This is a genomic window from Candidatus Eremiobacterota bacterium, assembly GCA_031082125.1.
In the GTDB taxonomy this organism is placed as follows: domain Bacteria; phylum Vulcanimicrobiota; class CADAWZ01; order CADAWZ01; family Ess09-12; genus Ess09-12.
The window spans coordinates 1-26494 of the sequence record JAVHLM010000011.1 but is presented as its reverse complement, the minus strand read 5'-3'; the positions used below and the strand labels follow the sequence as shown (position 1 = coordinate 26494).

Genomic DNA, 26494 nt, shown 5'->3' with positions numbered 1-26494 from the left:
TGTCCTCTTCTAAACGGCATCCTTATATGCCTTATCATGGGGGCCCATGGTCACGAATTTTATTGTCTCATCAGGGTATTCGCCGCAGTCTGAGCAGGCCACTATCTGATCATCTTTTCTTCTTCTGCAGGCATTGCAGTACAAGTAGATGATGAGGAAATTCTTTTTCAAAGGAGAGCTGGAGTAGCCCTTGAGCATCCCTTTGAGAGGCTCGCCAAGGGCGAGAGACTGCTCGATGATCATATCAACTTTCTTCTGAATCGCTCTCTTGAGCAAAGAATGCCTCTCAAGAGCTTTCTTGAAGTCAGAGGAAAAAAGGACCCTCATTTAAAAACCTCTTTATAACTGTGCCATTTCATCCTGCCGCTTCTGATCTTGTCAAGGCATTCCAGCATAGTTTCCTTGAAAGAGGGATCAGAAAAGATTATCTCGGTCGGGTCATTTTCCCTTGCTCTTTTGAGGTTCAGCAGGAACTGGCCCACTACTTCTGATACGGTAGTCCTGTTCTCGCTCGCATACATTTTCACATACTGTATGAGATCGGAATCCAGGGTGATATTGAGTTTTCCCTTGGCCATGGCGCTCTCCTTACTCCCTATCCATACCACCATTATACGCCTGATATGCGTCTATGTCAATGAGGATCATTGACACCTTTCATTTATTTTGCTACAATTTAAGAAGAAGTAAAACTTATGGAGAAAAGTATGCCTATTGTAAAAACTTCCTCCAAGGGGCAATTGGTTATACCGGGAGAAATCAGGAAGAAACTTGGAATCAAGCCGGGGCAGAAGGTCTTTCTGAACGTCGTGGACAGGGAGAAAGTGGAGATTTACCCGATACCGGAAAACCCCGTGGAAGCCTTCTGCGGGATCTTTGAGGAAGGCTCTTCTTTGACCGGCATGCTGCGGGAGGAAAGGCGCCAGGAAAGGGAAATTGAGAAAAAAATGGCTTCTGGATTCGTACGCCCTTCTCGCGTATCTCAAAAAGGAAGAAAATTATCAAAAAGTAAGTGAAATCCTCTCGAGCGGACTTGAGGTCATGATGACTGATATCAACGTGGGAGAAGCATATTACATCATCTCACGGGCCCGCTCCCCCGGGGACGCGGAAACCTTTCTGAACAACATTCTGCCCCTTCTTCCCATCCGGATACTGCCGTGCACCTTTCCTCTCGTGATCGATGCAGCCAGGATCAGGGCAGGCTATACCCTCTCATGTGCCGATGCCTTTGCGGTGGCGGCCGCAAAGAGGGAAAATGCAGTGCTCGTTACCGGCGATAAGGAATTCAGGCATGTCGAGCAACTGGTCAAAATTGAATGGATTTGAGGGTCTTTCTCTTCTCTTCGAAAAGTTTCATCATCTCATAGTAATGTTCCAGCTCTTTTGCCTTGAGGAGCTGCTGGGCGGGGCTCTGGCCGCCCTTCAGCATCAGGCAGAAGGCGGTGAGATCCTTGAAATCTCTCCATTTTTCCTCGAGTGATCTGGTACCGGCAGAAAAAACGGATTCGATAAGGCGGGATTCGTTCCAGTCCCTGTAGTGAGAGAGTGATTGACGATCCATCATTGTCCTTCCAGGCAGAATCAGGGTTCACCTTAGATTATAACATATATCCAGGGGCCTGTCACAGGCGGCCTGATGGTGCTCCCTAGTTTGCAGGTGAAGTCTCTTTCAAATGAGAGTGCGGGTTTGGGAAATGCCCTGTTAAAGCTGCGCCGATTCGGGATGTCAATGCTTGTGAGGAGGCAGAGAAACATAGTATAATAAAGGGTAGGATAATCGACCGGGGGGGGAAAGAGCTGCGAAAAAGACTTTATTCTCTTCTCATGCCGATCTGTCTGGCGATAATATTTTTCTTCCTGGCCTGCGAGGGGATTATTATTATCACACAGCGCCAGGCTGATGATATCATGGCAACAGTTTTTCAATACCAGTTTCAGCATAATCTTTCCGGCAAGCAGCAAAATGCCAAAGCCTATTTCCTCTCCACACTCGATGGGAGGGACCCTGGCGATAATGTGATCAGGCATTTTTCCGGTCATAGACCCCCTGTGAAAAAGAAATCTCAGTGTGAGGTGAAACAAGTCGGCCTTGGAGATTCGGTGATTGACAAAGAAACAGGAGAGGAAGGACTTCTGTTTCGAGTTGACTCCATCAAGTGGATCTCCTGGAGCAGAGCTGAGGTGAAAGGAGGCTATTACGAAGGCAGCCTGAGCGCCTCAGGTAATAAATATAGTGTTTTGCGAAAAGGGTGGAAATGGATTGTCACAGAGGATATCTGTGAATGGCAGCAGTGAAAGTGCTGAAGCTATTTCAGCCATTGATACTCCAGGGCTCAAAATTTACTTTCGGCTGGGCTTTCGCTTGATGGATTACAGGTGAAATTTATGAGAAAGTTATTTCCGGGAATCTACGATTTGAGCATTCCCCTGGCCTTGGTCTGGGCTCTTATCGCACTGTTGGCTCTATTGCCTCTCATTATGGTGGCAGGCTTGTGTATTGGCATTAAACCCGCGTATTTGCTTGCTTTTTGGGGTTATATTGTATCTCGCCTTCTCCTGGCGGCTTTTTCTTTTACGGTCACATATATCATAGCGCTCCTGGTGACATATAAGATATTTCGCATGATCGGGGCTCTGCAGAAAAATCTTTTCATTTTTTTAGTTGTATTGATTCTGGTTCTCTTCTCAGCGATTGGTATAGCGATTTTCAGTCCTGTATACCAGAAGATCTTTCTTATGATGGAATCATTGGAATCAAAGGATTCAAGGCAATTGCTTGAGGTAGTGACAGTCACAGGTATCTCAGGTTTTATAGTGGGCTCGCTTGCAGGTTCATACAAAGGTTGGAATAATCAAAAGTATGAAACGAAACAAAAAGCCCCTATGGGACAAACAATAAAAGGAACGCAGTGATGAGGCTCTCATTCTTAATATTGACCCTGTTTTTTATTATCAGCATCACCCCGGCAGCCTGGGGGACCATGATTATTGATAATCGCTATGCCTGTCCCCTGTGCGGCATAAAGGATTACTATGGCGACGTGGCGAGCTTTGGATCCTATATATACAGCGGACTATCCAGGTTTCAGGTGGTATTCTACCCATATACCGAGCCTGATTGCCTTTATGCCTGCCAGAAGTGCCATTTTACCTGCCTCATTGATGATTTCAAAAGGAAGATCCCCAAAGAGTCCGCCGCAGACATGAAAATGGTGCTTGCAGGCACTGACCTGCCTCCACCTGAAGGAAGCAGAAATGATTATTTTCGTAAGGCCACTTATTACATGATTCCAATGACATCGAGGCTCTTTATTGCAGAAAGAGTCTACAGAGCTCTGAAGAGCAGTGATGAGACAAACTGTCACTTTTACCTCATGGCAGCTTATCATTATGACAGGGCTGGGCTGACAGAGCAGACCACTCAGTCAAGAAAACAGGCTCTCGGGTATGCAGAGAGGCTCATTGCTGACCCAAAATATAAAGACAGGCTGAAGGAATTTTATCTTATCTCTGGGGCCATGCGTTTTTTTCTGCACGATAATGAGAAAGCCCGGAGGGATTTTGAAAAGGGAAGGACAGCATCTTTCAAAAACAAAATGCTCACACCAGAGCAATCAAAGGAATCAGAAGAGTATCTCAATGATCTCCTCGATCAATATCTCGATTACCAGCCAGGGGAGATTGAAATGCTGCTGGCCGTTGATTCGGGAGGGCTGAGGAAAGCGAAGGAATTACTTGACAAGTACCCAGAACTGGTAAAGAAATGCTTTCACCGGGGTCCACCAAATGAAAGGGCCACTTTTCTTCATTTTGCAGTGAAAGATGGTAATTTTGAAATGGCGAAGCTTTTGATCGCAAGAGGTGCCGATGTGAACGGGAAAGATGAGAGAGGGAGCACGCCGTTGTTCTGGGCCCGCCCAAAGCATCCTTCCGTATTATTCCATGGGGTCATGCAGTTGCTTATCTCCAGAGGGGCGGAGATAAATGCGGTGAATGATGCGGGATATACACCGCTTCATTGTGCAGTGCTTGAAGGTGATACAGATATTGTAAAGCTCCTGCTTTATTGGGGGGCTGATGGTTCTATCAAGGACAAGAGAGGAAATACTCCACTGATGTATGCAAAGAAAAAAGGTTTTGGCACTATCGTTGAGCTTTTGCAAAGCCGTCAGCTGAAACAATAGATGGAAGGATTGATTGCCAGAATATAAAACTTGTCAGATAGGATACCGGAGAACCCCGTGGAGGCCTTCTGCGGGATCTTTGAGGAAGGCTCTTCTTTGACCGGCATGCTGCGGGAGGAAAGGCGGCATTACTGGGAAGCCGATTGCCAGTATAGAGTGGCTCTGAGCAATGGCGGGCACCATAATAAGCCCCATCTGCCTCTATGCCAGGCTTCAGTCACTCTCCGGAGGATACCACGAACTCCGTGAACAACGGCGAATAGAATACTATTGATCCCTCATATTCATAAGCTATTCCCCTTTTTCGCAGGTCCCGCAGAATCTGCCTGTGCTCCGGGGCCAGATCGGCCCGATGAGCGACCAGCTTTACGACAGACTGCTCTTCTTCTCCCAGATGCTCCCAGAAATGAAGAAAGTGAGGGCCGGCTTCTTCCAGGAATATGGTTCTTGCCTTATGCCAGTTGATTTGAGAGCTTTTTCTCCGTTCTGAAGCCTCTACCGCCGCGGAACAGGCGATTTGCAGGAACATGGGGTGAAAGCCTCCAAGATCGAGAATCTGCCTGGTCCAGGGCGCCAGTGAGACCGGTGCGCTTCTGGAAGAGCTTTCGATGAACTCTGAAGCTTCATTGGATCTGAAGACAGACAGCTGGAGCGGGGTAAAGATATTGAAAAAAGGTGAAGCCTCTATTTCCTTTGATGAGCACAATTGCTGGAGATCCCTGGCTGATGAGGTTATGAATGCTATCTCATAGCGGTTTGCCATGGCACGAAGGAAAAAGAAGAACTCCGGGTCAAAATTCGGGTTCATGGAGACCCTTTCGAACTCGTCGAGGAGTATGATAAGGCGCTCGCGGGAATTCTCAAGGTGCTCCGCCAGATCCTTGAAAGCCGGATATCCCCCTGATTCATGGGCGGTGCTCTCAGATCGGACTCTCTGGAGGGATAAGAAGAAAATCTCAAAAAATTCATCGACAGTTTGTGCCGTGTTCTCCTGGAGGTCCATGAAAACGAAGATGGTGAGCCCGGGCTCCGGGAGATACCGCGAATAGACTTCCGGATGCTGCAGGTTCCACAGGAGCGATGATTTCCCGATGCGTCGCTCACCAATTATCGAGAGGCATTGGGGGCGCGCGCCCCCGAGCCTTGAAAAGGCCCGGTTCAAAAGCTCCTTTCTCCCGTAAAACTGAGATGGATCCTTTATCATCTTCCTGTTGCCATAAGGATTGTTCCAGGGCGGTGGCTGCATCGGCTCTCCAGGAGGCCCCTGCGCATTCTGACCGGATGCCGCCGTTTCGCTTGAAAGTATTCTGCATAAGGCATCACTCAGTATCCAGTACGCACCATGTCTTCTGATTGCAGGAAAATCAGCCTGCTCAAGCTTGAATAGTGAGGCTGCAGAATCATTAAAGGCCTTCATCAGGCATGGCAGGTCGCGCTCTGACCCGCCGGCATAGTTGTTTTCAATGAATCTCTTCAGGTACGCCAGAGGAATTTGAGTCTCACCCTTCCGGGCAGCCGCCAGAACATAGAGCATGACCTGATGAAGCTGTTTTGGATGATAGCCTTTCTTCTCCCTGAATTTCTTCATGGTCATATCGCGGATCTGCGGCCATCGGGGAAATTCCCGATCAAGAAAGCTGCAGGGGTTCTCGACGATAGTACCAGGATCGGCGATATCAGTGAGAGCGATGTTTTTCATATATGCCATCCCTGGACAGGAAGCGCTCACCTGTCCTCTTACTCATGGGATTTCAATGAGCCCTCCGGGACTCCTGTCTTCAGCCCAGATATCAAATCTGCACAGAATCCTATCAAAATCCGCCATGTATCTGTGGGACGCTCCAGGCGCCATTCAATATAATGGAGCCAAGGGTACTGAGCGGGGGATTAAAATGGGCATAAATACATGCACCTTGCAGCGAAGCAGAATAAACGAGGTGAATGAAGCATGAAAAGATCGTTGTCCCGGGGATTTACCTTTCTTGAGATTATGGTTGTCGTTGCCATCATCGCCATACTGGCGGGCCTGGTCACCACGAGAGTGATTGATTCCATGGAAAGGGCCCGGAAGACCAAGGCCGTTGTCCAGATGAGGCAGGTGATGAACGCCCTTGCTTTATACAAGCTGGACAATGGTGCCTATCCAACGACAGAGCAGGGATTGTCGGCCCTTGTGGAAGAGCCGACAAGCGAGCCGAGGCCTGGAAAGTGGAGGCCGTATATGGACAAAGTTCCTCTCGATCCCTGGAAGAATCAGTTCATTTATCTCTGTCCGGGCGCTGATCATGGGCGCAAGAGCGATGCTGACCGTGAAAAGCGCGAGGGCAGATTCGGCTATTATGACCTTACCTGCTATGGCCAGGACGGCATAGAGGGAGAAGATGACATCGTGAGCTGGAATATGCCTGAAGAATAGAGACTATGGTGCCTTCACCGTGAGATGCTCAAATACCGATGTGGGGTTTTCCTGCCGGTCTTCATTTGTGCCCGGCCACCTGCCAGAAAGGGTGGTCTGCGGCTATCCAGTGCCTCAGCAGGTCCATGCGGAAACGGCAGGCCCCTGTGGCTGAGTGCTCGAGCAGCTCACTGTTCACACAGGCATCGAGAGCCGCCCCGAGTTTTTCACTGCTTATTGAAATACCGCTCCGTGCCAGAAAATCATCAATTTCCCGCGGATCAGACCAGGAGGAGGATTCAGTGAGGATATGAGAAAGAGCTGCAAGGACCACCTGCTCTTCCCTTGCAAGCTCTTTCCAAAGGTAAATCAGGTGGGGGACCGGGTGCAGGCACAGGGAATGTATCACCTGCCTTATATGATCCGTGCCAAGCTTCTTCAAGTTCTCCTGGTTCGCGGTCTCAATAAGGCTGAGACAGATAAGCTGCGTGAAATAGGGATGCCCGGAAGCCAGTCTCAGAATCTCATCCACTGCATCGGGCTCATACTCTATGATTCCCCTCACAGGCGACTCGATCAGTCTTCTGGCTTCCTGCTCCTCGAGGAATGAGATTTTTCGGTATCTGGCCTGGTTGAACATGAGTGACCAGTCGGTGCCGCTCAAGTGCTCAAGCTGGCGGGTTCCCGCAAAAATGAAAGAGATATTCGGCCTGTTCTGCATCAAAGCCCTGAAATAACTGAAGATCCCGGGGGAGAGCTGCCCCCGCCTTACTTTATCACCAAGGATCTCATATTCATCGATCAGAAGCAGCAGATAACGCCTGTCGCCCTCCAGGTGATGCTCAATCTCACTGATGCAATGACTGAACTGCTCATAGGGATTTCCGGAAGTAGCTTCGCTCTCGATGGTGATCCCGTGCTGATGAAATGAAGAAAGAATGCGCTTCTCAATTTCTGCAAGAAACGAATGGGTATCCATATCAGCCATCTCCTGGAGATCGCAGTACACGGGTATGAATCTCTCTCCAAGGCGACCATGCTCGATTTGCCAGAGCAGGGAGGTTTTTCCCGTCCTTCTCCCCCCATGGAGCACAAGTGCGGTGCGGCACTCAGCGAGGGCAGCCTGGCGGCTGATGAATTTAAAAATATCCTGCCGCCCGAAAAACATGGAGCTCCCGGTAACAGGATTTCCTGCAATATAAGGGTTTCGTATCTGAAACTGTGCCTCTGTGCCCTCAGATCCTGCTGTTTCAGTCTCCTTGTCGGGAGAGGATGCTTCGATGACACACTGGAATCGCGTTGAGCCCGACGAAAAATGCTCACCGGGAGAGAGCGCAAATTCGTCAAGGGGCTCCCCTTTGAAAAAAAGGGCCTGTTTGCTTCCTTTCTCACGCTTCACGCCGAGCCGCTTCCCGTTCCAGTGCGCCACGAAATGACGCCTTGACAGGGTCGGGTCAAAAAGGATCACAAGCTTGCCGGGCTCATCATCTCCTGACTGCCGGCCGATGAGAACCGGTGTCTCCGGCAGAGCGAAGACCTGCTGCTCTCCTGTTCTGATATGCATCACACGCAGACAGACGTTCATTTCCCCTCCGGGATCAAGAAAAAAGATAGCTATTCATAGTGCTTATACTTGCATTTTTTTTCATGGCTTGAGAGCTCCTTGTTAAAGCGTGCCTTTCTTTTCAGATAATCATTGAAATCCATGGGGTGAAGAGCTCCCCCGGCGTCCAGAAAGGCGCCTCTCCACAGCTGCACCGCAAGCTCAATAAGCTCAGGAGGCGCATCATCATCATTTTTCAGCTGCCATACATAACCCTCACCGATAGCGGAAGCGGGATCAGATATCTGTCTGTTTTGAGCGCCCGGCTGAGGCTCCTTCTCTGTCTCAATATGCCATAGACGCACGGTGTTGTCTGCGCAGGCAGTCATGATCTCCTTTCCATCAGGAGTGAAACAAGCGCACGTAACTTTCATGCTGTGCTGCATGGGAGGGGTGAAGGGCTTACCGTTCTCCGCATTCCAGAGCTGCACAGCTCCGCCGTTCGTTGCAGTGACAATGCGCATGCCGTCGGGGCTGAATGAGGCTGAGCTGACTGCGCCGCCGCAGCGTATAGGTGGAGTCATTTCCGCTCCCGTATTCACGTTCCAGATTCTGGCGGTTGCATCGCTTCCCCCGGTAAGGATTCTCTTTCCATCAGGACTGAAAGCGGCGGCATTGACAGCGCCTCTTCCATGGGTGAACTGGCTGCTGAGCTCGCCGCTCTCAGCATCCCAGAGCTGTGCGGCGCAAGATTCGGAGGTCGTCATGATTTCATCTCCATCGGGACTGAACATGAAAGAGGTGATCTTATTTCTGTGGCTCAAGGGAGGTGTAATTGCCCTGCCTGTTTCTGCATTCCATATCCTGAGAGTGTTATCGACCGTACAGGAAGCTATTTTTCGCCCGTCCGGGCTGAATGAGGCGAAAAGCACCGCGCTTTCGTGCAGCATTGATATGGTGAGGCCCGCTGCCTTTTCTGTGTCCCATATCCTGAGGGTCCTGTCAAGAGAGGTGGTTGCCGCTCTCCCCCCATCAGGGCTGAATGAAGCCGATGTCAGCCTGTCCTCATGGGCCAGTGAAGCCTGCTGCCTCACACCAGTCTTGATGTCCCATATGCTGGCGGCTCGGTCTTCAGTGATCAAAACTATTTTTCTTCCATCGGGGCTTATGGAGTCGGCGGTAATCCTGCCCGAGCCCGGAAATATTCTGTAGAGCCCCGGAAATCTCTCTAATTGGGTAAATATTGCGTTGCGGTAAAAGGCGGATGGTGAATCAACATAAGCCCGCGCCATCCAGAGACAGCTTTCAGGGTCGCCTGCCAAGGCAAGCCCATGTTCGAATTCCATGCGAGCGAGTCGTTCACGGGTTGTTTTCACTTTGAGATCGTAACGGCGGATCATTTTGTTCTTCTCTATGATCTGAACGCAGGTATGGAATGAGCTTATGAGGGCGACCAGAATCAATACCAGCACCGCAAGGTTCCTCATCATAAAACGCCGCGCTGAGTAGAGCATGCTTTTGGGAACACAGCGCAGGGGCATCTTTGTTCTTCGGTTCTGCAGATCCTGGAGCAGTGAGTTGATTGTATCGTATCTCCCTGAGGGATCGACTTCGAGGCAATGCTCGATAATGGCGGCGAGATCTGCGTCAACAGAAGGATTGATGCGCCTGATTGGCTTGAGCGGCGTCTCGCTGATGATCTCGCGGTATTTCCTGAGGCGCTGATTTGCATCGCTTTCAGCGGCCAGCTCTTTTCGCAGCTCTTCCGTCACCCTGGGTGGGAATCCTGTAAGAAGGCAGTACATTGTGGCGCCGAGCGCGTAGATATCCCAGGAGACATCAGGCAATTGCCGGCTCACCGCCTCATCCGCTATCCGGACCTGCTCCGGGGCCATAAACCACAGGGTTCCCAGGCTCGCTTCCCCCTCCCCCATGAGCCGCGCCTGGCCGAAATCCACGATCCTTGCATTTCCCGCCTCGTCGATAAGGATATTGCCGGGCTTCAGATCGCAGTGCAGTATTCCCTTTCCATGGACATACTGGAGCGCCTTTGCGATCTGCTCACACCATTTCACTACCTGACCCCTGTCCTCCATCGGGACATTCCTGTATCCCGCCAGAGAGCCGGGCAGGAGAGGGGTCACAAGGTAAGGCGTGTCAAAAGTGAGATCTGCATCGATGAGCGTGACTATGGTGGGATGCTCGGTCACGCTGGCAAGCCTTGAGACTTCGCGCTCCATATATGAAATATCGCTGAAGCTGCGGCGGCGCAGGATTTTCACCGCCACCTTCTGGCCTGTGCTTTTCTGCACGGCGCTCCATACTTCGCCGAAGCTCCCTGCGCCTATCGGATGCGAGAGCTCATATCCGGGAATGGAAGGCGATGATGATCCGGAAGACGCGAGCGAGTCTTTTCGCGCAGCTTCCTGCGCCTGCTCCGAGAAGACAGTGTCAGGATCAGGGATGATATCCATGGAATCGGCGTCATTATCACGTTCCATGTGGATTTTATCGTCCCGCCGGTTCTTCGATGCGCTCATGAATTCACTCCTTCAGAAGTCAAAGAGGACCTCCACTGCTTTGTGGTCCGAGAGCCCCGGGTTCAGCGTCCGGCATCTTGTGGTGTTCAGGCCGCTGGCCCAGACATAGTCTATACGCCAGAGCGGCAAGTTTGCCCTGTAAGTATAGCCGAAGCCGTTCCCGGCTTCAGAAAAGCTGTCTTTGAGATTACTTCTCATTATCCTGTGAAGCCCGGAATCTGGCGGGGAATTAAAGTCGCCTGCTATAACCACCGGCAGAATGCCTGTAGAGATCAGCGTATGCAAAGCCTCGGCCTGGACAGAGCGCGTCCTGGCAGTCAGTACCAGGCGCTGCCGAATGTCCGCTCCTTTCAATATTCCCTTCGGATCGCCGGTTATGACATGCACATTCAGAAACCGGAGCTTTCTGCCTCGTATATCTATGACCGCTTCCGTGCACATGCACAAGTCATCGAGAGGATGCTCTTCGAATGATACGATGGGATATCGGCTCAAGGTGGCGAGCTCTCCGCGGCTCCCTCCGCGGGCGAGAGAATAACCGGGCAGCATTGCCGCGATTTTTGGAACGGGGTCGGGCAGGTTCACAAGGAGCGGCTTCCTGGCTTCCTGGAGGCCGATGATATCGCAGCGGGAGCCTGCCAGAAAAGACCCGATTGCCTCCTCTCCACCCGTTCCCGCATGAATGTTGAAGCTCATGACCGACAGCGTGCCACCCGCGGGCACCCGTGAAAGATGAAGCTGGAAGCCCATATAATAGGTCAACACGATAATGAGCCCGGCAGCAGCTCCCTGCCAGAAGTATCTCACTTTGAAGATCCTGGCCGCAATCGACACCAGTGCAAGCCCCGCAAGATAAGAAAGGGGTGGTGCAAATCGAAGGAGCACGAGAATCCAGTGAGATTCAGCGAAGATCATAAAGAGCAGCGGGAGGACAATCAAAAATCCCAGGTAGCCCCAGAATGCCAGGGCACACAGGAATCCCGCCTCCCATTTCCATTTTGAAAAGAGTCTTTTTGCAGAGCTCCCGGGAGTCAACAGAGTATCACCCTCACACTTTCTGCCCGAAGGCTATTTTGTGCCATGCTCTGCAGTATCCTTCGCACCAGGCAGAGCTCCGGCACTTATGAGCTCTTCTTCAGAGTCTCATTTATTTTTTCAGTAATCCACATTCGGGTGAGCGTGAGATACCCTATGCCCTTTCTGGATGCAATTTTTTCAGAGCCGTTATCTGGTGAGGGTCCATTCTGAGGGAGATAAGCTTTTTCCTGGGTTTTACAAATTCCACGTCTTCGGCGGGCTCCAGGTCCTCGGCAAATTCATCGAGAGTATGCTCATCCCAGAACTTCACCTCTTCTTCTTCGCTTTTGAACTTTGGGATCTTTGCCATTGGGTTCACCCCCTTTCGAATCGCTTTCTTTCAGGCAGCTCAGCCCTTCTTGCCGTTTTGGGCCTCGCCATTCTGTTTCCTTTGTATTCGATCACGATGAAGAGTAGTTTTCCTCCGGGTCAAGGGCTTGCCGCTATGAGATCCATGCCATCTTCATTTCGATCACGAACCAGGTATCTCCGAATTTCCTGAGATGGATATCATATCCCGTGGCATCAAGAGGCCCGAAGCTTGTGATGAGCTCGAGCTTTGCCTCGGTGTGATCCTGGTTCCACACGATATAGTTCACGTTGTCCCGGACCAATATTGCCTTTCCCTCGAAATCAAGCCCGGGAGTCAAAAAAGAGACAAAGGCAGCTCCCTCGTCCCTGACTTTTCTCAAGGATGCCTTGTGGCCTGATTCCTCAGGTATCGTGATCCATCTCCAGCCGCTGAGCTCGAAAGGCTTTATCCCCTTTGGAAGCTCCACGACGCAGGGCACATTTCTCCCCCCGTCGAACATGAAACGGGCCTCATATGCCGCGTAGATGATTTTTTCTTCATCACTCTCCAGGCTTCTCGGCGCCGCCGTCGGGTTGCTGTCAATGGCGTCTGCAAGTCCATCTCCGTCGGTGTCTCCATTTTCAGGATTGGTGCCGAGACGCTTTTCCATTAAATCGGTGAGCCCGTCACTGTCGCTGTCCTTTTCAATCTCGCTGTTATTGATGAGTTCCTTGGCCCATGATTTCCCTTTCAAGGTCATATATGATGCTCCGGTGAAATAATATTCCTTTTCACGGGTTCCCTTCATTCTGAACACCCAGAGATCGAATGTGGAGCCAAGCAGGGGGGAGAGAAAAAGCCCCCACAGCGTCCCATCCTTTTCCTTCTTCAACGACAGCAGCTGATTCTGGAAATGCCCGCTGAACTCTGCCTGATTGAACACGATTTCCTTTTCATGCTTTTTCATGAAAGCCTTGTTCACTGGCTTCTCCTGATTGGCATATAACTTCAACAGCCCCGCCTCAAAACGAGGCTCCGTAATTACCTTGATCAGCTTCTCCATATCAAGCGCTCTTTCCAGCCTTGGATGCGTCCGAATGTGCCTTCTTGCGAAAAGCACCGCTTCACGGCCTTTTTCCCCGCCGTTTCGGGCAAGTGCGACAAAAGCAAGCTCACGCATGCTCTGTGAGGCTCTTTCATCGGAAAGCTGGCTCATGAGAAATGAGATGACCCGAGGATCGCTTGATCTTTCAAGATAATCAGTGGCGATTTGATGAGATAACGGGGCTTTCTTATCGCTTTTATTCTGCAGTATGTCCAGGAAGACTGGAGCCACTATGGTGTCTTTCCCCTTTCGGGAAAGGATTGCAAGGATATCAGCCTTTGCATCATAAGATTTGAGGGCGTCAAGGACCCCGACCAGTTGCTCGGTGTGCTCTTCCGAAGTGACCTTATCAACCCCTTCACAAATTTTTCTCAGTGGTCCTTCCAAATTCATTCTCTCTTCCCAGTGGTCAGACGGTATTTTTTCGTAGAGAGAGAGGCTCTCTTCAAGATAAGGTAAAAGTGCATGAAATGCCTCATCGCCGAGCCTATACAATGTCTTTTTCTCTTCCACGCTCAATTTGTCGAATCGCGCGGCAAGAGACCGTGCCAGCGCAAGACGCTCATCTTTGTCTGAAGGAGGTTCAGGCGGATTTCCAGGGGTAAGGCAGATGGTGCTTCCATCGTATCTTGTAAGAACGAGGGGTAAGCCTTCCAGGCATTCCACAGAGACTAAATGAAGGTAATCCATATCGAATTCCCAGAGCCTGTTTCCTGCAGTATCAAAAGCATAGAGGATGCTATCACCTGAGATATAGAGTATTCCATCATGGATGAGGGGATCTGATATTTCAGGCCGAGGCTTCTCCGATACCCTCGAAGACCACCTGACTCTTCCATCAGAGGCACCTATGCCATAAAGGTTTCCATCATATGATGCCACTGCGATGAGATCCTGATACAGTAACGGCTTGGGCATAAAGAATTTTTCGTGATGAAGATTCCAAATTCTTCTCCAGGGAGAGATTGCAAAGCAAGTAAGATCTTTAGAGCCTTGTGCATAAATCCTGTCTCTTTCAACTATTAGACTATATTTTTCTGGAAGGACAGGTGACTTCCACAGTATGGTTCCCGTCAAGCCATCCAGGCAGGTAATCCTGCTGATTTTATAGTTTACCCTTTTTAATGCATAGAGAGCACCGTGATTCGCCACAAAAGAGAGAAAGATGCTGCACTTCTCTCTTTCACTGTCAGAGAGGGAGGGAAGGAAGTCCTTGGACCACAGCAGGCACTTTTTCCTGAGATCGTAGGCTGCTATGGCCCCTCTTCTTTTTGTCACATATAATCTTTCACTATCTGTGAGGCATTCGCAGTATTGATAGGCACAGGGAAGACTCCATATTACAGCGCCGTTTTTTATATCACATATCAGAACTTCTTTTCCCTTCAGCATGATGAAGAGAAAGTTTTCATCGCACATAAGGCTACAATGCGTCACTTCATCAGGGATAGCTTTTTCCCATACTATCTTCCCTGTAGCCCCCTCTATCGCCCGAACTATATGAGATTTTATAGTGAACACCAAACCATTGCCTGATGTGCATCCATAAAGGTGTTTATATTCCCAGAGCTGTTTGAAGGGAGGGTGAAGGGCTTCCGAGGGAAAGACCTCTCCCGATGCCGGGAGAAGGAGAAAAACGAGAAGAGCGCAAAAAGCCAGTCTGTATGCCTGCGCATACTGATTTCCCCACCTCATTGCAGTTATCTCCATGCTTTGATTTTTTGCGATTTTCTCTTGTGCGCTCATTGTAACAAAATAAGCCCATATTGACAAGAATAGAATGCATGAGGCTCTCGATCCTGCCTCGGACCGAAGAGCACCTGATGAATAAAAAATTTTTAAGCCCGCCTTTAGGGAAGTCCCTCTCTGGCACAGCCGGACTATGGCGAAATCTTTGGTCTGGAGAGTTTTTCAGGGTCTTGGGCAAAAAAACCGAGAAACAGAGCACTTCATCTCACCGGAGGCCATCCTGCGATGGCCCTGGAACCTTATAACCACAGGTATTCTAGCTATCGGCTCATTTGACATACAGCTTTCTTTACTGTATAATCAAATAGAGAGATACGGATGAGTCCCAAAAATACAGTAATCAAAAGGAGGAATAATGCTTATCGCGGCAACCGCTCAAAAGGAGGATGTTTCAGCAGCTCCCGTGGCTGAGGCTTCTTCATTGGCGGCTCGCCGCGAGTATCCCGGCTACGAGGCCGTGATGGCGGGCGGGCAGGTCTTCCAGGCAGGCCCCGGCCTTCCCCTGGTGACCTACGGAGCCGACGAGGTGCTCTCGCGCTCTGAGCGAAGGCACATCTTCAGGGACCTCGCAGGGGAGGTCCTGGACTGGAACCTCTGGTGCCTCTCGCAGGCGGGCAACAGGCTCGATCTCCTCACAGGCGAGGCTCTGCTCTCCCTCAACGGGAAGCTCGAGAAGCTCGGCTCCGTTCGCATTTCTGACTTTGTTCGCGAAGAGCTGGGGCTCTCTTCAAGGAGCGGCTATGAGCTTATGAGGAACGCGAAGGCCCTTCAGAAGCTCCCCCGCATCCGTGAAGCCTTCGAGAATGGCCTTCTGCGCAAGAGCGCCCTGCGGTACCTCTTCCAGGTCGTGAAGCCTGAGACCGAGGAGCAGTGGCTCTCCAAGGCCACGAGCCTCACCGTGCGGGGTCTTGAGGAAGAAGTGCGCCGTTTTATATCTGAGAATTCACAAGGAAAGGAGGACATTGATTTTTTTGCTCCCGGAGAGGATGATGAGGAGGGTAAAGCCATCCCTGTCTCCGTGAGGGTTCCTCTCGCCGTGGCGGCAAAGTGGGATAAAGCGCTGGAGGTGTTCCGCAGAATGGAGGAGTCAAATCTTCCCCCTGGGACCTTCGTTGAGGCCCTTCTCGCGGAGTATGCCGCTTCGGCTGCTGTGGGGGCTGAGGGAGAAGCTTGTGAGAAAGGTCACGAAGGCTGCTGCTCACATGAGTACAGTTCTGCCGGTGGAAACCATGGAGCCTGTGCAAAGTGCCACAATGGTGGTGAAGAGAGCTCAGGGAAATGCTTTTCCGATGGTTCCGGTGTGGCGGATCTGCAGGGGAAGACAGGCAATGATGGGGTGAAGGCTCTCAGCGCCTCGGGTTGTTCCCACGAAGGGGGCCGGCACTCTGCCAGCTTCCATTCCACGGAGGCTCAGCCTTCGGGTGTGGGAAAGCCCCTGTATCTGTGCGGCGGCTCTCCTCAGGCAGCCCTCGGGGCAGCGTTTCTGCTTGACCCTGATGCTTCCGAAAAGGACAGGGAGCTTGCCCGCCAGGTCCACAGGGATCTCGAGGAAGTGTCCCATTTCTGGGAGTATCTCCCCTGGAAGCCCGTGCAGGTTGAGCTCCCAGGTGAGCTGCAGGCTCCTGGCCTCTGCATTCCCGCTCCTCTCGATCCCTCCGAGGCAGTCTCCCGGCTCAGGAAGATCACGGCCCTCAGGCACTCAATCTCCTTTTACCAGGGGCGGCTCCTTCGTACTCTCAACAATTTCGGCCTCTATAAAGACATGCTTTTTCTCTCCCTTGGCCACTACACCAGGGAGCGCCTGGGGATCTCCAAGAGCACCGCCTATGGGCTCATCTCGCTCGAGCGTCATTACCTGGAATACCCCGAAGTGCTCGACCTCGTGAAAGCGGGCTCTCTCACGCCGGAGCAGGCGCGCCTCATCTCCAGGGTCCTCGACGAGGGAACGGAGCTCAAAGGCGAGTGGCTCTCCTTCGCGGGGCAGGTCCCGGTCTCCACCCTTTCTTGCACCGTGGATGCTTTTCTCCGCTATGCCGAAAAGGCTCCCCACAGGAAGTGGAGGGTTTCACCCGAGACTCTGGAGCTCGCCGCCACGGGCAGGGCCACGAGGAAGGTCAGCCTCGCGGAAGAAGAGGTCGTCACCCTGGGCAAGGGCGAGAGAGGGTGCGCATGGAAGGTCACCGGCGGAAGCCCTTCAGAGAGCCGTTCTCTTCAATTTTTCCAGAAATTCGCACAGGCATCCCAGGTCGATGATCTGCCTCCCGGGGAGCACAATGAAATCTCCCCCTTCGAGATGAACGTCAAGGAGGCGGAAGCCACGATCCGCTTCTTTCTCGCCGCCGACCTGGTCCCTCTCTGGAACCACGCCGTGATGCTCTGGGGCGGAGATGACCTCACCCTCTTCATCGAGGCCCTTCTTGACACGTTCCTCGCCACCTGGGACCCCTCTCCAGAAAAAAGGGATCTCCATTCCAGAATCCTCAGGCGCGATAACTTTCAATGCCAGGTGCCGGGCTGCACGTGCCGCCGGGGCCTTCACATTCATCACATCATTTACCGCTCCCGCGGCGGCTCCAACATTGAGAGCAATCTCATCACCCTCTGCATGGCCCACCACCTCAGGTGTGTCCACGAGGGGCACCTCATCATCAGGGGACAGGCGCCCCATAATCTCACCTTCGTGGTGAGGGCTTCCTGAAGCGGCGATGCAATGCCGTTCAATGCCGTATGATAAAGATTCAGATTCCGCCCTTGCCAGAACTTGTTATCTCTGTATGATATAATAGTAAGGGGACCTATGAATAAGACTTTTCTGTCAATAGTGCTCTGTCTTTTCTTCACGGTCGCTTTTCCCATGCCCGGCACAGCTTCCCCGTCGAGGCAGAAAGATATAGACGATATAATTGTGGTCGTCTTCCGCCACGAGATAAAGGAATTTACCTCCTGGAAAGAAGTAAAGGTCTTTTTTCTCTCTCTTCATGGGAGAGACCCAAGGGATAGTATTATGAATCGCTTTCAGGGAAACAGACCGCCGGTGAAAAAAGTATCAGAATCATCGACCAGGGATGTAAAAGCTCTTTACCAGATATATGACAAAGAGACTGGAGAAAATGGAGTCATCTTTGATATAGATTCTCTGAGGTTCACAAGCGCCTCAAGGGCAGAAGTCGGCGGAGGCTATTTAAAGGATGGTCTTGCTGCTGCTCATGGGATTTTCTATATGTTGAAAAAAAGGGGAAGGTGGGTTATAGAAAAATATAATGTGAATTGTGTAGCATCTCGCCCTATCTTCAACAGCCTGCGTCATAGCAGCAAGCAAGTGAGCCTGCAGGGGCATCTTATTCTCTCACCGATTGACACACAATTTCCAGGCCTTGCTATGGATAAGCCTCGTTTTCACTGCTCCAGCTTTTCTATAATCCGGTGAAGGGCGTTTTTTCCCCTTTCGGTAAGAGGCTCCCTGCAGTAAGGCGCAATGGTGCAGAGTGCGACTACCCTGCTCCAGTCATCATCTATTTCCCCGGCTACCTCGAGGGCACGCTCCCAATCACCTCTTTTTGCATATCCAACCGAGGTTTCTTCGAATGCCTGTGATCTTATAAGCATCGAAAGCAATCCTCCTTTTATCATTGCCGCCTTCTGATGTGCTTTTTCAACTTCACCGGACTCCAAATAATGCCGGATGATCCAATATTGCAGATATTGCAGATTGGAGCGTTGATTATACCACGATATCTTTTCCACTATCACTTTCCACTCCTCGATATCGCCCTTCTGCTCAAACCAGTTCGCGAGTCCTGTCATAGTGGAATCAAGCAGCCAGCTTTTTTTTATGGAATGAGCCGCTGCCACTGCTTTCCTGAGTGCCTCCTGGGACTTTCCACTATTCCCCAGCTTTCTGTAATGATGGGCTTGAATGGCATGGAGAGCTGTTTCTGCGCTGTGCCTGTACTGCTCATCTTTGATCATCCCTGCAATTCTGAATGCATCATCATAGCACCCAGCTTTGGCGGCGCTTTCAGCGATATAAGTCATGAGCTGCCCATCATTTCCCGCATAACTGCAGGCCTTTTTATAATCGCCTATTATGGCAAAGCCATGAGCAGCCACCCTTGTGCGGTCTTTCTTATCAGGCAGGGCATATTTTCCATTCAAGTACTCCATCAAGGCTGAGCGAGCCAGGTCCTTCCGATTGAGAAGCAGATATCCGGGAAGCAGGTAATACACACCTGGGATGAGTCTCTTTGTGCCCTTATTCATCGCCGAAACTGCTTGTTTTACATATTCGAGCGCTTCAAGCGCCTGCTCTTTATGGCCCGCTTTCGCGAGACTTTCTGCAATCTCACACAGTCTATCTATTCGTTCATAGGGATCCTTGATCAGCTGTGCACTCTTTAGAGCCTCATCGAGGGGAAGCTGCACATCTTCATCTCTCGCAAGGTAGAATTTTACCAGGGAGGCATATGCCTTTGCCCTGTTACTTGGCTCGCTGATCAGCCCCGCATACCTGAGTGCCATCTCTGAATCGCTCACCTTGATCATTTGGCGGGAAAGCTCACAGAGTGTTTCCGAGCGAGTCTCGGGATCGGGAATCTCAAGAGCGCATTCAAAGGCCTTTTCATAGATGCCGGCTTCAAGGTAAGCTTTTGCCCCCACTTCATAAACCTTTGAGCAGTCATTTCCCTGTGCGACAGCCTGGGACAGCACTGAGGACACCTCATTGACTCTTCCAGCCTTCACCAGTGCAGAGTCAAGCCAGACAATGGCCCTGATGAGCTTATAGACAAATCCGCCACTCTCGTCAGCTTTTTCCAGCTCCTGCAATTTCTTCAAGGCTCGCTTTGCTCCCTCAATATCGCCTTTTTCAGCGCATGCCCTGGTCACCTCTATGAAGGCATCTTCTCTTAAATGCACGTTGGCTTCTGTTTCCGCGTAGGCAATGGCCTTGTCAGGCTGCCCTCTCTTCGCATAAGCCTCTGAAGCGAGAATTGCGCCATAAAACTCATTTCTTTTGGTCTTTTCCCATATCAATATGGCACAGGCGACAGGGTCTTCTTCCGCTTCCGCTCTCAGTCGTGCCCTTGGAAGCAGTGAGCTCCTGAATTCTTGATAGGTGAGCTTTCCCAGCTTTCTCTCCCCGCTCTGGAGCTGCCTGGCAGTGGGGGAGTCGGGGAAGGAGGTCACGATTTCTTCAAGTGCGGTGAGAGCTTTCTCATATGATTCTAAAGCGGCCCTGTAGCTTGTTTTTTCAAGAGTCACCGAGGCGCCGTAATATTCACAGGCTTTGCTCCAGAGCTCTTCTTCCTGAGAAGTGGCGCACAGGCAGAGAGTCGGGGAGAGAATCAATAGTAAAATGATCCAATGAAGGCTTTTCTTCATAACCGTCCTGTCCATATCAGCTTTCTGAGCTCTCATGCCGCCTGGTTTCTCAGATCAACATCAGGAATCCGCCGGCCCGGTGTGATTTTACTTATTGGATATCCTGTTCCCTGTCCTGCAAAGTGGTGGCTGAAAATATTGTCTCATGGCGGGCGATTGTACTGTCTGCGGTAATCTCTGTTACGATATCATTATAGCAGAAAAGGATAATAATGGGAATTTGAGCCAGGAATGTGTCCTCAGGCTCTCGGCAGGTTGACGGGATGAGGCCTGGCATCAGGAAACACTGATAACCCGCATTTTTACCACGATCCAGTCGTCGCCGAATTTTTTGAGATGAATCTCAGTGTCCGAGGCGTTGAGATTACCGTAATTCGTTGAGATAAGCAGCTTTGCTTCCGTATTGTCCTTGTTCCAGAGAATGAACCTGCCTTCTTTGTTTTCACGCAGGATATTTCCATCAAAGTCACTCGGGGGCATGGCAAAGCTCACCACTGCGACACCCAGGCGATCCACGACAGCCATGGCCTTTTCGAGAGGGCTCTTCTCTCCCTTCTTTTCCGGGATGATGAGCCAGTCATACCCGATGAGCTCCAGCGGCTCGATGCCTTCGGGAAGCTTCACCAGGCAGGGAACCCTGAATCCATCACCGGATGAGAAGCAGAACCTGCCCTCAAAGGCGGCTCTCAGAACTTTTTCAGTTTCGCTCAAAGCCCGTGGCGCTGCGAGGGGATTTTTGTCGATACTGTCCATGAGGCCGTCCCCGTCGGTGTCCTTATTGAGCGGATCGGTGCCCAGGCGCTTCTCCACTTCATCGGTCCATCCGTCGCCGTCGCTGTCTTTTCTCATGTCGCCGTTGAGAGCCAGCGTGGAAATCCAATCGCTTTTTTCCATATCAAGCTCTCTGATTGTCTTCCCGGTGAAGAGCGGCTCCTTCCACTCCTTGCCGTCGAATTTCAAAATCCAGGCATCCTGCAGGGAGCCGAGAACATATGACTGCGCAAGCCCCCACTTTGTCCCATTGCGATCTTTTCTCACCTGGGCCAATCGGTCGTCAAAAATATTGGTTTCGGTCCTGCTGACCTCCGGACCAAGTTCATAGAACTTTGCATAGCTCTCGATTGTTGGAATCGTGAGGGAGGTGTCTCTGGCGGCGAGTATTGCCCGCGCTCCCCGCTCGCCCCCTGTGCTCCCCAGGCTCAAGTATGCGGTGTGCCGAACAGGGGATTGAGGTCTGGCAAGCTCCCCGATGAGATAATCAACGGCGGCCTGATACTTCGAATCCGCAACGGCATAAAGAGCGGTGGTATAAAGATAATCGAAGGTTTTTTTATCCTTCCTGCCGCCCGCCCTCAGCACATCAAGGAAGAATGGGATCGTAAGCTTCTCATCCCCCTTTGTGGAGATGACTTTCAGGATCGCGTACTTTGCGGTGTCCTTCTGTGCCATCGATAACAGGGAAAAGAGCTCGGGCGTATGCGCGCTGCTCACGGTGTTTTGAAGCACACCAAGGGCACGATCAAACCTGCGGTATTCCTCGCTCCTGTCATCGACATTCCGGTAATAATCTCTCCAGGACGCCGTCTTTTCCGGAGGTGTCCTGTCGAATGCCTGCAATCGCTTTTTTGCTGATGGCAGAAGGGCTTCGAAGGCTTCGTCACCCAGTTTACCCAGGATCCACCTCTCATCTTCTCCCAGGCGGTCAAAGCGGGAGACAAGCTCTTCGGCGAGGATTCGTCTTTCCTTTGCCGTGGAGGGGATTTCAGGTGGTGTGCCCATGGAATATCGCAGGATTTCATGGCCCGATGAGAAGAGGAATCCATCGTCCACAAATATAATGCCCCAGAGATCATAGACTTCAGTGTCAAACTCCCAGAGTTTCTCTCCTGACATCGTAAAGGCGAGCATCTTGCTGTTAACTGCCGCAATGACGGTATCATTTTGGACAAGAGGCTCTCTGATACGCGACCGCGGTGATTTGGAAAGCTCATAGGTCCATTTGATTCTCCCGTTGTCGGCCTGCAGTGCATAGAGCATAAAATCGCGGCTGGTAAGAATAATAAGGCCTCCGCTGGAAACCGGGGATCCATCAACAGCACTATGAATCGAGACAGCCCATTCCAGCTTTCCATCCCGCCCATCAATCGATATGACCTCATTCTCATGAGCGAGATAGACATGCGCTCCCTTCTCATCCGTTGAATAGTGCCAATAGGCATCTTTGATATCATACTTCCATTGAATAATGCCTGTACGGCAGTCTGCGCAGAACAGTCTGTGATCATTCTTGATGAAAATATTTGGCTTTACCACCGTGAGGCTTTTTTCATTTCTGAAGTATCGGCTCTTCTCTCTTTTGTTGAAATCCTTAACCGGTATCGTCCAGAGCGCCGTCCGCGTGTTCAGATCAATCGCCTTCATCGTATTGTCAGCAAAGACGCAATACAATATATGGGCCTCTAGGGCAGGCTTGCAGTCAATCCCGTCAAGCGGGATATCCAATAACTCTTTCCCGGAGCGGGGATCAAAGGCTACGATCTGCTCTTTCCCTGATTGGTGCTCATCGGAAAAGGAAGCCTTTTTCCCGAGCGCTACATAAAATCTGTCATCTTCGCAGTCCGCGGTCAGCACGGCCTGGTTCTTGAGGGATTGTTTCCAGAGGATCTTTCCGGAAGAAAAGTCAATGGCACCAAAGGATTGGTATGCAGTAAAGCACAATGCTCCATTGCTGAGGACATAGTACCCGGGCTGCTCGCCAAGCTTCTTTCCCACTTCGCAGGCCCAGGATTTCCTGAAGGGAGGTGCAGGCAGCTCGACCGCTTCAGCGGGAATTGAGAGCAGGAAAAGGAGCAGTACCATCATCAGATGGTGCAGGATGGCCCCCTGATAGGGCTGCGATACCTCATGGCGATATTTCGAGCTTCGCATCTTCAGATCTCACTTTCAGAAGAGAGATGATGTCGCCGGCCTTTTTTTCATCCACATCATTTATGACAAGATAGAAGCGGGTTACTTTTGCCTGCTCATAGAGTGGCTCGGTGTGAAATTTCACTGAAAGCTCATTCTGGAGCCTCTTCACTACAGTGTCAGCAGAGTCCCTGCTCTTGTAGTGATCGCCTATCTGGACCGTTGAGAAGCCATTCCTGTCGGGCGGCATGAGGGCTGACCTGTAGTTATTGGCCTTGAGATATTCTGTGACGGACTTCGCAAGCTCGGTCCTGAAGCTTCCCACGACCACATAGCCCAGTATCCCCTTATTCTCATAGGTATCTTCTGAGCCGGCCTGCGCTTCAATTCCCTTATCCTTAAGAATTTTCAGATATTTATTGAGCTCGCCCTCTGAAGCAGCAAGCACAGTGAGAGATCCCCTTTTCCCCTCTTTCTTGCGGGCTTTGGAAGCTGAATCGATAGCCATCCTGAAAATACTATAAGAAATAAGGCCGACAATGAGCAAAATCGCAACGGAGACAAGCGCAATCAATATTTCCTCATGTATGCCCTGTGGTTTCTTCGTATTTATCTCGTCGGGGCTGACAATGACGGTCTGTTTCCTCCTGGATTCAGTCTGCATCGGATTGACGGGTTTTATCTGCTGAGGAGTCGCTATTGCCGGAGACGCGTGGCTGATGAGAGTGTCAGCCTTATCTGTGAGAGCTGTCTTCAGCAGCTCTTCCACCTTCTGTGCCGACCCGGGGCGGTTTTCGATGATATTATCCAGGAGAGCCATGACAAGGGCGTTCAGAGCGGCGGGAACCGTGTTGTTTATCTTCATCGCCGGCTCAAAGCGGTGAGGAGGCCGGGAAGGATCCTCGGGATCAATCCCCGTGAGAAGGTAATGCATTAACACTCCAAGGGAATAGAGATCGCTCCTGGGATCCGCAAATCCCTTGTACTGCTCAGGTGCCGCATAGCCGGGGGTGCCTATTGCAGTGCCCTTCTGATGGGGCCTGAAGACTCGGGCGATACCGAAGTCAACGAGAAATATCTTATCGTCTTTCAGCATCACATTACGGGCATTGAGATCACGATAAATCAGGGGGGGATCCTGAGAGTGCAGGTACTTGAGTATTTCCAGTATCTGCCCCGCTATGGAAATGACTTTCTCCACAGGGAGAGGCTTGCGCCCCTGTCCTTCCATCAATGTCTCCAGATCAGCGCCTTCAATAAAAGTCATGATAAGAAAATGAGCAGGTTTACCGGTATCCGGGTCCTTATCGGTGAAGAAATCGCTGACATTGGGGAGGCCATTGTGATGCAGCTTGAAAAGGAAGCGGGCTTCTTCCTCGAAGCGCTCCTCCGCCTTCTTCTGCTCCTCTGGGGAAGGATGCGGTGAGCTCATCTTTTTCACCGCAACCACCTCTTTGAGGCGCTGGTCGCGGGCTTTGTAGATGCAGCCCATCCCGCCTGCTTTCACCACGCTGATAATCTCGTAGCGATCATCCAGGACAGTGGCGGGCTTTACCAGGGGGGCAGTGCTCAGGCCTTCAAGGAGTGCTCCGCATACAGAGCAGAACTTTGACGTCTCATTGTTGTCCCTGCCGCATTCGGTGCAATACTGAGGCATCTGTTCCCCACCCCCATTCATCAATATGATAGCATGGAATAATTCTCTCTTTCTGAAAATTCTCCCGGGCAGTGGCTTGATTCATATCGGGGACAGAGAGAAGTATCATACCATGATTGGCCGTGCAGCCTGATCCGCTGAGACTGTTTTTCTGTGGGTTACTGTTTTAATAAATATTCATGAGCTTTTTACGAGAAGGGCTCCCACCGGAGGAGCTCATCGAGCGGAATGCCGTCGGCTCCTGCGAGCAGCCTGCGGTCAGGGTGAAACGCCTTGTCGAATGACGCCATGCCTGAAAGGCTCCCTTTCCAGGCACCGCTCTTTACCTCCATCGCGATGAGCTTTTTCCCTTTCTGCAGCACGAAGTCAACTTCCCGGTCTCCCTCGCGCCAGTAGAACAGGTTGAGCTTCCTGTCGGCAGCGAGGTTCAGCAGATACGCGCCAGCGGCCGATTCGACGAGTCTCCCCCAGTATTTCCTGTCAGCACGGGCCTCCTTGAAGGTGAGAGGAGACTGGGCGGTGATGAGGGCCGTGTCATATACCAGGAGCTTCGGGCTTGATGCTCTCCTTCGCACCGATTCACCGGAGTATTTACCAATGCCTGCAAGGAAGCCCGCTCCGCTCAGAAGCTCAAGGTAATGAGCCAGGGTGGTGGTGTTCCCCGCATCGTGGAGCTGCCCCAGCATCTTCTGATAGGAAAGCACCTGCCCCGAGTACTCGCAGCCGAGGAAGAAGAGGCGCCGGAGAAGGGCAGGCTTGTCAACCCTGGTCATCAGCAGAATGTCACGGGAGAGGGTCGTTTCGATGAGTGAGTCCTGTATATAGCGGCTCCAGCGCTCCCGGTCCCTGATGAGGTGCGCGGCGCCGGGGTAGCCGCCGAAATAGATGAATGTGTCGAGGTCCCACCCGAAGAACTCATGGCATTCAGAGAATGTCCAGTGGCCTGCCCTGATCGCTTCGAACCGCCCTGCGAGGCTCTCGGTGAGTCCCGATTGGATCAGAAGCGGGGAGGAGCCCAGAAGGACCACTTTCAGCGGTGTGCCCGCGCGGCTGTCTTCATCCCACAGCCTTTTCACCACCTCGGGCCAGAGGGGCACCTTCTGAATCTCGTCCACGGCCAGGACAGCTTCCTTTTCTCTCCTCGCAAGCAGGCGGGCCACCTCCCACTGCTCTTCAAGCCACAATGCATTCCGCAATGAGGGCTGATCTGCCGATACACTGTGGGAAGGCATTGCAATCGATTCCAGGACCTGCATGAGCGCCGTGGTCTTTCCCACCTGCCTCGGACCGAAGAGCACCTGGATGAACTGACGGCTCTCCTTCAGCCTCGTGATAAGGATCTCATTAATCTGTCTGGTGAAAAGCCTTTTCATCAAAGGAACTCCAAAAATTACTCAATATGCTGAGTAATTTTACTCAGGACCCTGAGTAAATATACCATTGTTCGGTGAGGGTTGTCAAATGCCCCGGTTCCGCACACGCCCGGTTCACGAAGAGCTGGCACCTTACAGAGATAATCTGTGGCACATGGACTGAGCCTCACTATAGAAGAAATCGAATTCAATTTTGGGCAGCCGTAAACTAGATTTTATAAAGACAGAAAAACTTCCCGAGACCCCTGCACAATGAAATGCAATCTGTCAGCTTTGCTCCAAGCGCCTAC

21 protein-coding genes are annotated in these 26494 nt (G+C 51.4%); 8 read left to right on the top strand and 13 right to left on the bottom strand.

The window, feature by feature from the left end:
• Positions 1–9: 9 nt before the first annotated feature.
• Complete coding sequence (locus tag RDV48_13800) at positions 10–327, bottom strand: hypothetical protein (GenBank protein MDQ7823868.1); 318 nt, start codon at positions 325–327, stop codon at positions 10–12.
• Positions 324–578 carry a DUF6364 family protein gene (locus tag RDV48_13795; GenBank protein ID MDQ7823867.1) on the bottom strand — a complete coding sequence of 85 codons (255 nt, stop codon included), beginning with the start codon at positions 576–578 and terminating at the stop codon, positions 324–326. Before RDV48_13795 ends, RDV48_13800 begins: the two co-directional genes overlap by 4 nt.
• Before the next feature lie 117 nt (positions 579–695).
• Here RDV48_13795 and RDV48_13790 point away from each other — a divergent pair, with 117 nt between their 5' ends.
• Together RDV48_13790 and RDV48_13785 are read left to right on the top strand one after the other, a co-directional pair.
• Positions 696–1016, top strand: coding sequence for an AbrB/MazE/SpoVT family DNA-binding domain-containing protein (locus RDV48_13790; protein MDQ7823866.1), 321 nt, complete (start codon positions 696–698; stop codon positions 1014–1016).
• Positions 937–1329, top strand: coding sequence for a PIN domain-containing protein (locus RDV48_13785; GenBank protein MDQ7823865.1), 393 nt, complete (start codon positions 937–939; stop codon positions 1327–1329). Before RDV48_13790 ends, RDV48_13785 begins: the two co-directional genes overlap by 80 nt.
• Here RDV48_13785 and RDV48_13780 read toward each other — a convergent pair.
• Entirely contained in the window at positions 1310–1567 is a 258-nt protein-coding gene (locus RDV48_13780; GenBank protein ID MDQ7823864.1) for a hypothetical protein, read from the bottom strand. The genes RDV48_13785 and RDV48_13780 overlap by 20 nt on opposite strands.
• A gap of 260 nt (positions 1568–1827) precedes the next feature.
• On the opposite strand from RDV48_13780, the gene RDV48_13775 reads away from it, so the two are divergent.
• The 3 genes from RDV48_13775 (at position 1828) to RDV48_13765 (ending at position 4187) form a co-directional block, all read left to right on the top strand.
• On the top strand, positions 1828–2298 hold the full coding sequence (locus RDV48_13775) for a hypothetical protein (GenBank protein MDQ7823863.1): 471 nt from the start codon (positions 1828–1830) through the stop codon (positions 2296–2298).
• A 90-nt stretch (positions 2299–2388) separates the two neighbouring features.
• Positions 2389–2916, top strand: a complete 528-nt coding sequence (locus tag RDV48_13770) for a hypothetical protein (protein ID MDQ7823862.1) — start codon at positions 2389–2391, stop codon at positions 2914–2916.
• Entirely contained in the window at positions 2916–4187 is a 1272-nt protein-coding gene (locus RDV48_13765; protein MDQ7823861.1) for an ankyrin repeat domain-containing protein, read from the top strand. The genes RDV48_13770 and RDV48_13765 overlap by 1 nt, the downstream gene beginning before the upstream one ends.
• A 217-nt stretch (positions 4188–4404) precedes the next feature.
• Here the strand turns inward: RDV48_13765 and RDV48_13760 are convergent, their stop codons facing one another.
• Entirely contained in the window at positions 4405–5886 is a 1482-nt protein-coding gene (locus RDV48_13760; protein ID MDQ7823860.1) for an ATP-binding protein, read from the bottom strand.
• A gap of 249 nt (positions 5887–6135) precedes the next feature.
• Here RDV48_13760 and gspG point away from each other — a divergent pair, with 249 nt between their 5' ends.
• Positions 6136–6603, top strand: coding sequence for a type II secretion system major pseudopilin GspG (gene gspG / locus RDV48_13755; protein ID MDQ7823859.1), 468 nt, complete (start codon positions 6136–6138; stop codon positions 6601–6603).
• A gap of 61 nt (positions 6604–6664) precedes the next feature.
• On the opposite strand, the gene RDV48_13750 is transcribed toward gspG, so the two are convergent.
• The 5 genes from RDV48_13750 to RDV48_13730 all read right to left on the bottom strand — a co-directional run bounded on the left by RDV48_13750 (position 6665) and on the right by RDV48_13730 (position 13526).
• Positions 6665–8167 (bottom strand): AAA family ATPase, encoded by a 1503-nt coding sequence (locus RDV48_13750; GenBank protein ID MDQ7823858.1) that lies wholly within the window; start codon positions 8165–8167, stop codon positions 6665–6667.
• A 29-nt stretch (positions 8168–8196) separates the two neighbouring features.
• Positions 8197–10665, bottom strand: coding sequence for a serine/threonine-protein kinase (locus RDV48_13745; GenBank protein MDQ7823857.1), 2469 nt, complete (start codon positions 10663–10665; stop codon positions 8197–8199).
• Positions 10666–10677: 12 nt separating this feature from the next.
• A complete protein-coding gene (locus tag RDV48_13740; protein ID MDQ7823856.1) occupies positions 10678–11700 on the bottom strand; it encodes an endonuclease/exonuclease/phosphatase family protein in 1023 nt (340 codons plus the stop codon).
• 154 nt (positions 11701–11854) lie between these two features.
• Entirely contained in the window at positions 11855–12052 is a 198-nt protein-coding gene (locus RDV48_13735) for a CopG family antitoxin (protein ID MDQ7823855.1), read from the bottom strand.
• Positions 12053–12185: 133 nt separating this feature from the next.
• Positions 12186–13526, bottom strand: coding sequence for a hypothetical protein (locus tag RDV48_13730; protein ID MDQ7823854.1), 1341 nt, complete (start codon positions 13524–13526; stop codon positions 12186–12188).
• Positions 13527–15243: 1717 nt separating this feature from the next.
• On the opposite strand from RDV48_13730, the gene RDV48_13725 reads away from it, so the two are divergent.
• Both RDV48_13725 and RDV48_13720 read left to right on the top strand, forming a co-directional pair.
• Positions 15244–17586: an HNH endonuclease gene (locus RDV48_13725; protein ID MDQ7823853.1), complete on the top strand. Its 2343-nt coding sequence runs from the start codon at positions 15244–15246 to the stop codon at positions 17584–17586.
• Positions 17587–17685: 99 nt separating this feature from the next.
• Positions 17686–18315: a hypothetical protein gene (locus RDV48_13720; GenBank protein ID MDQ7823852.1), complete on the top strand. Its 630-nt coding sequence runs from the start codon at positions 17686–17688 to the stop codon at positions 18313–18315.
• On the opposite strand, the gene RDV48_13715 is transcribed toward RDV48_13720, so the two are convergent.
• The 4 genes from RDV48_13715 to RDV48_13700 all read right to left on the bottom strand — a co-directional run bounded on the left by RDV48_13715 (position 18285) and on the right by RDV48_13700 (position 26204).
• A complete protein-coding gene (locus tag RDV48_13715; protein MDQ7823851.1) occupies positions 18285–20303 on the bottom strand; it encodes a hypothetical protein in 2019 nt (672 codons plus the stop codon). The genes RDV48_13720 and RDV48_13715 overlap by 31 nt on opposite strands.
• Before the next feature lie 240 nt (positions 20304–20543).
• Positions 20544–23195: a PQQ-binding-like beta-propeller repeat protein gene (locus tag RDV48_13710; GenBank protein MDQ7823850.1), complete on the bottom strand. Its 2652-nt coding sequence runs from the start codon at positions 23193–23195 to the stop codon at positions 20544–20546.
• On the bottom strand, positions 23170–24831 hold the full coding sequence (locus RDV48_13705) for a protein kinase (GenBank protein MDQ7823849.1): 1662 nt from the start codon (positions 24829–24831) through the stop codon (positions 23170–23172). Before RDV48_13705 ends, RDV48_13710 begins: the two co-directional genes overlap by 26 nt.
• A gap of 188 nt (positions 24832–25019) precedes the next feature.
• Positions 25020–26204, bottom strand: coding sequence for an ATP-binding protein (locus RDV48_13700; protein MDQ7823848.1), 1185 nt, complete (start codon positions 26202–26204; stop codon positions 25020–25022).
• Positions 26205–26494 lie beyond the last annotated feature (290 nt).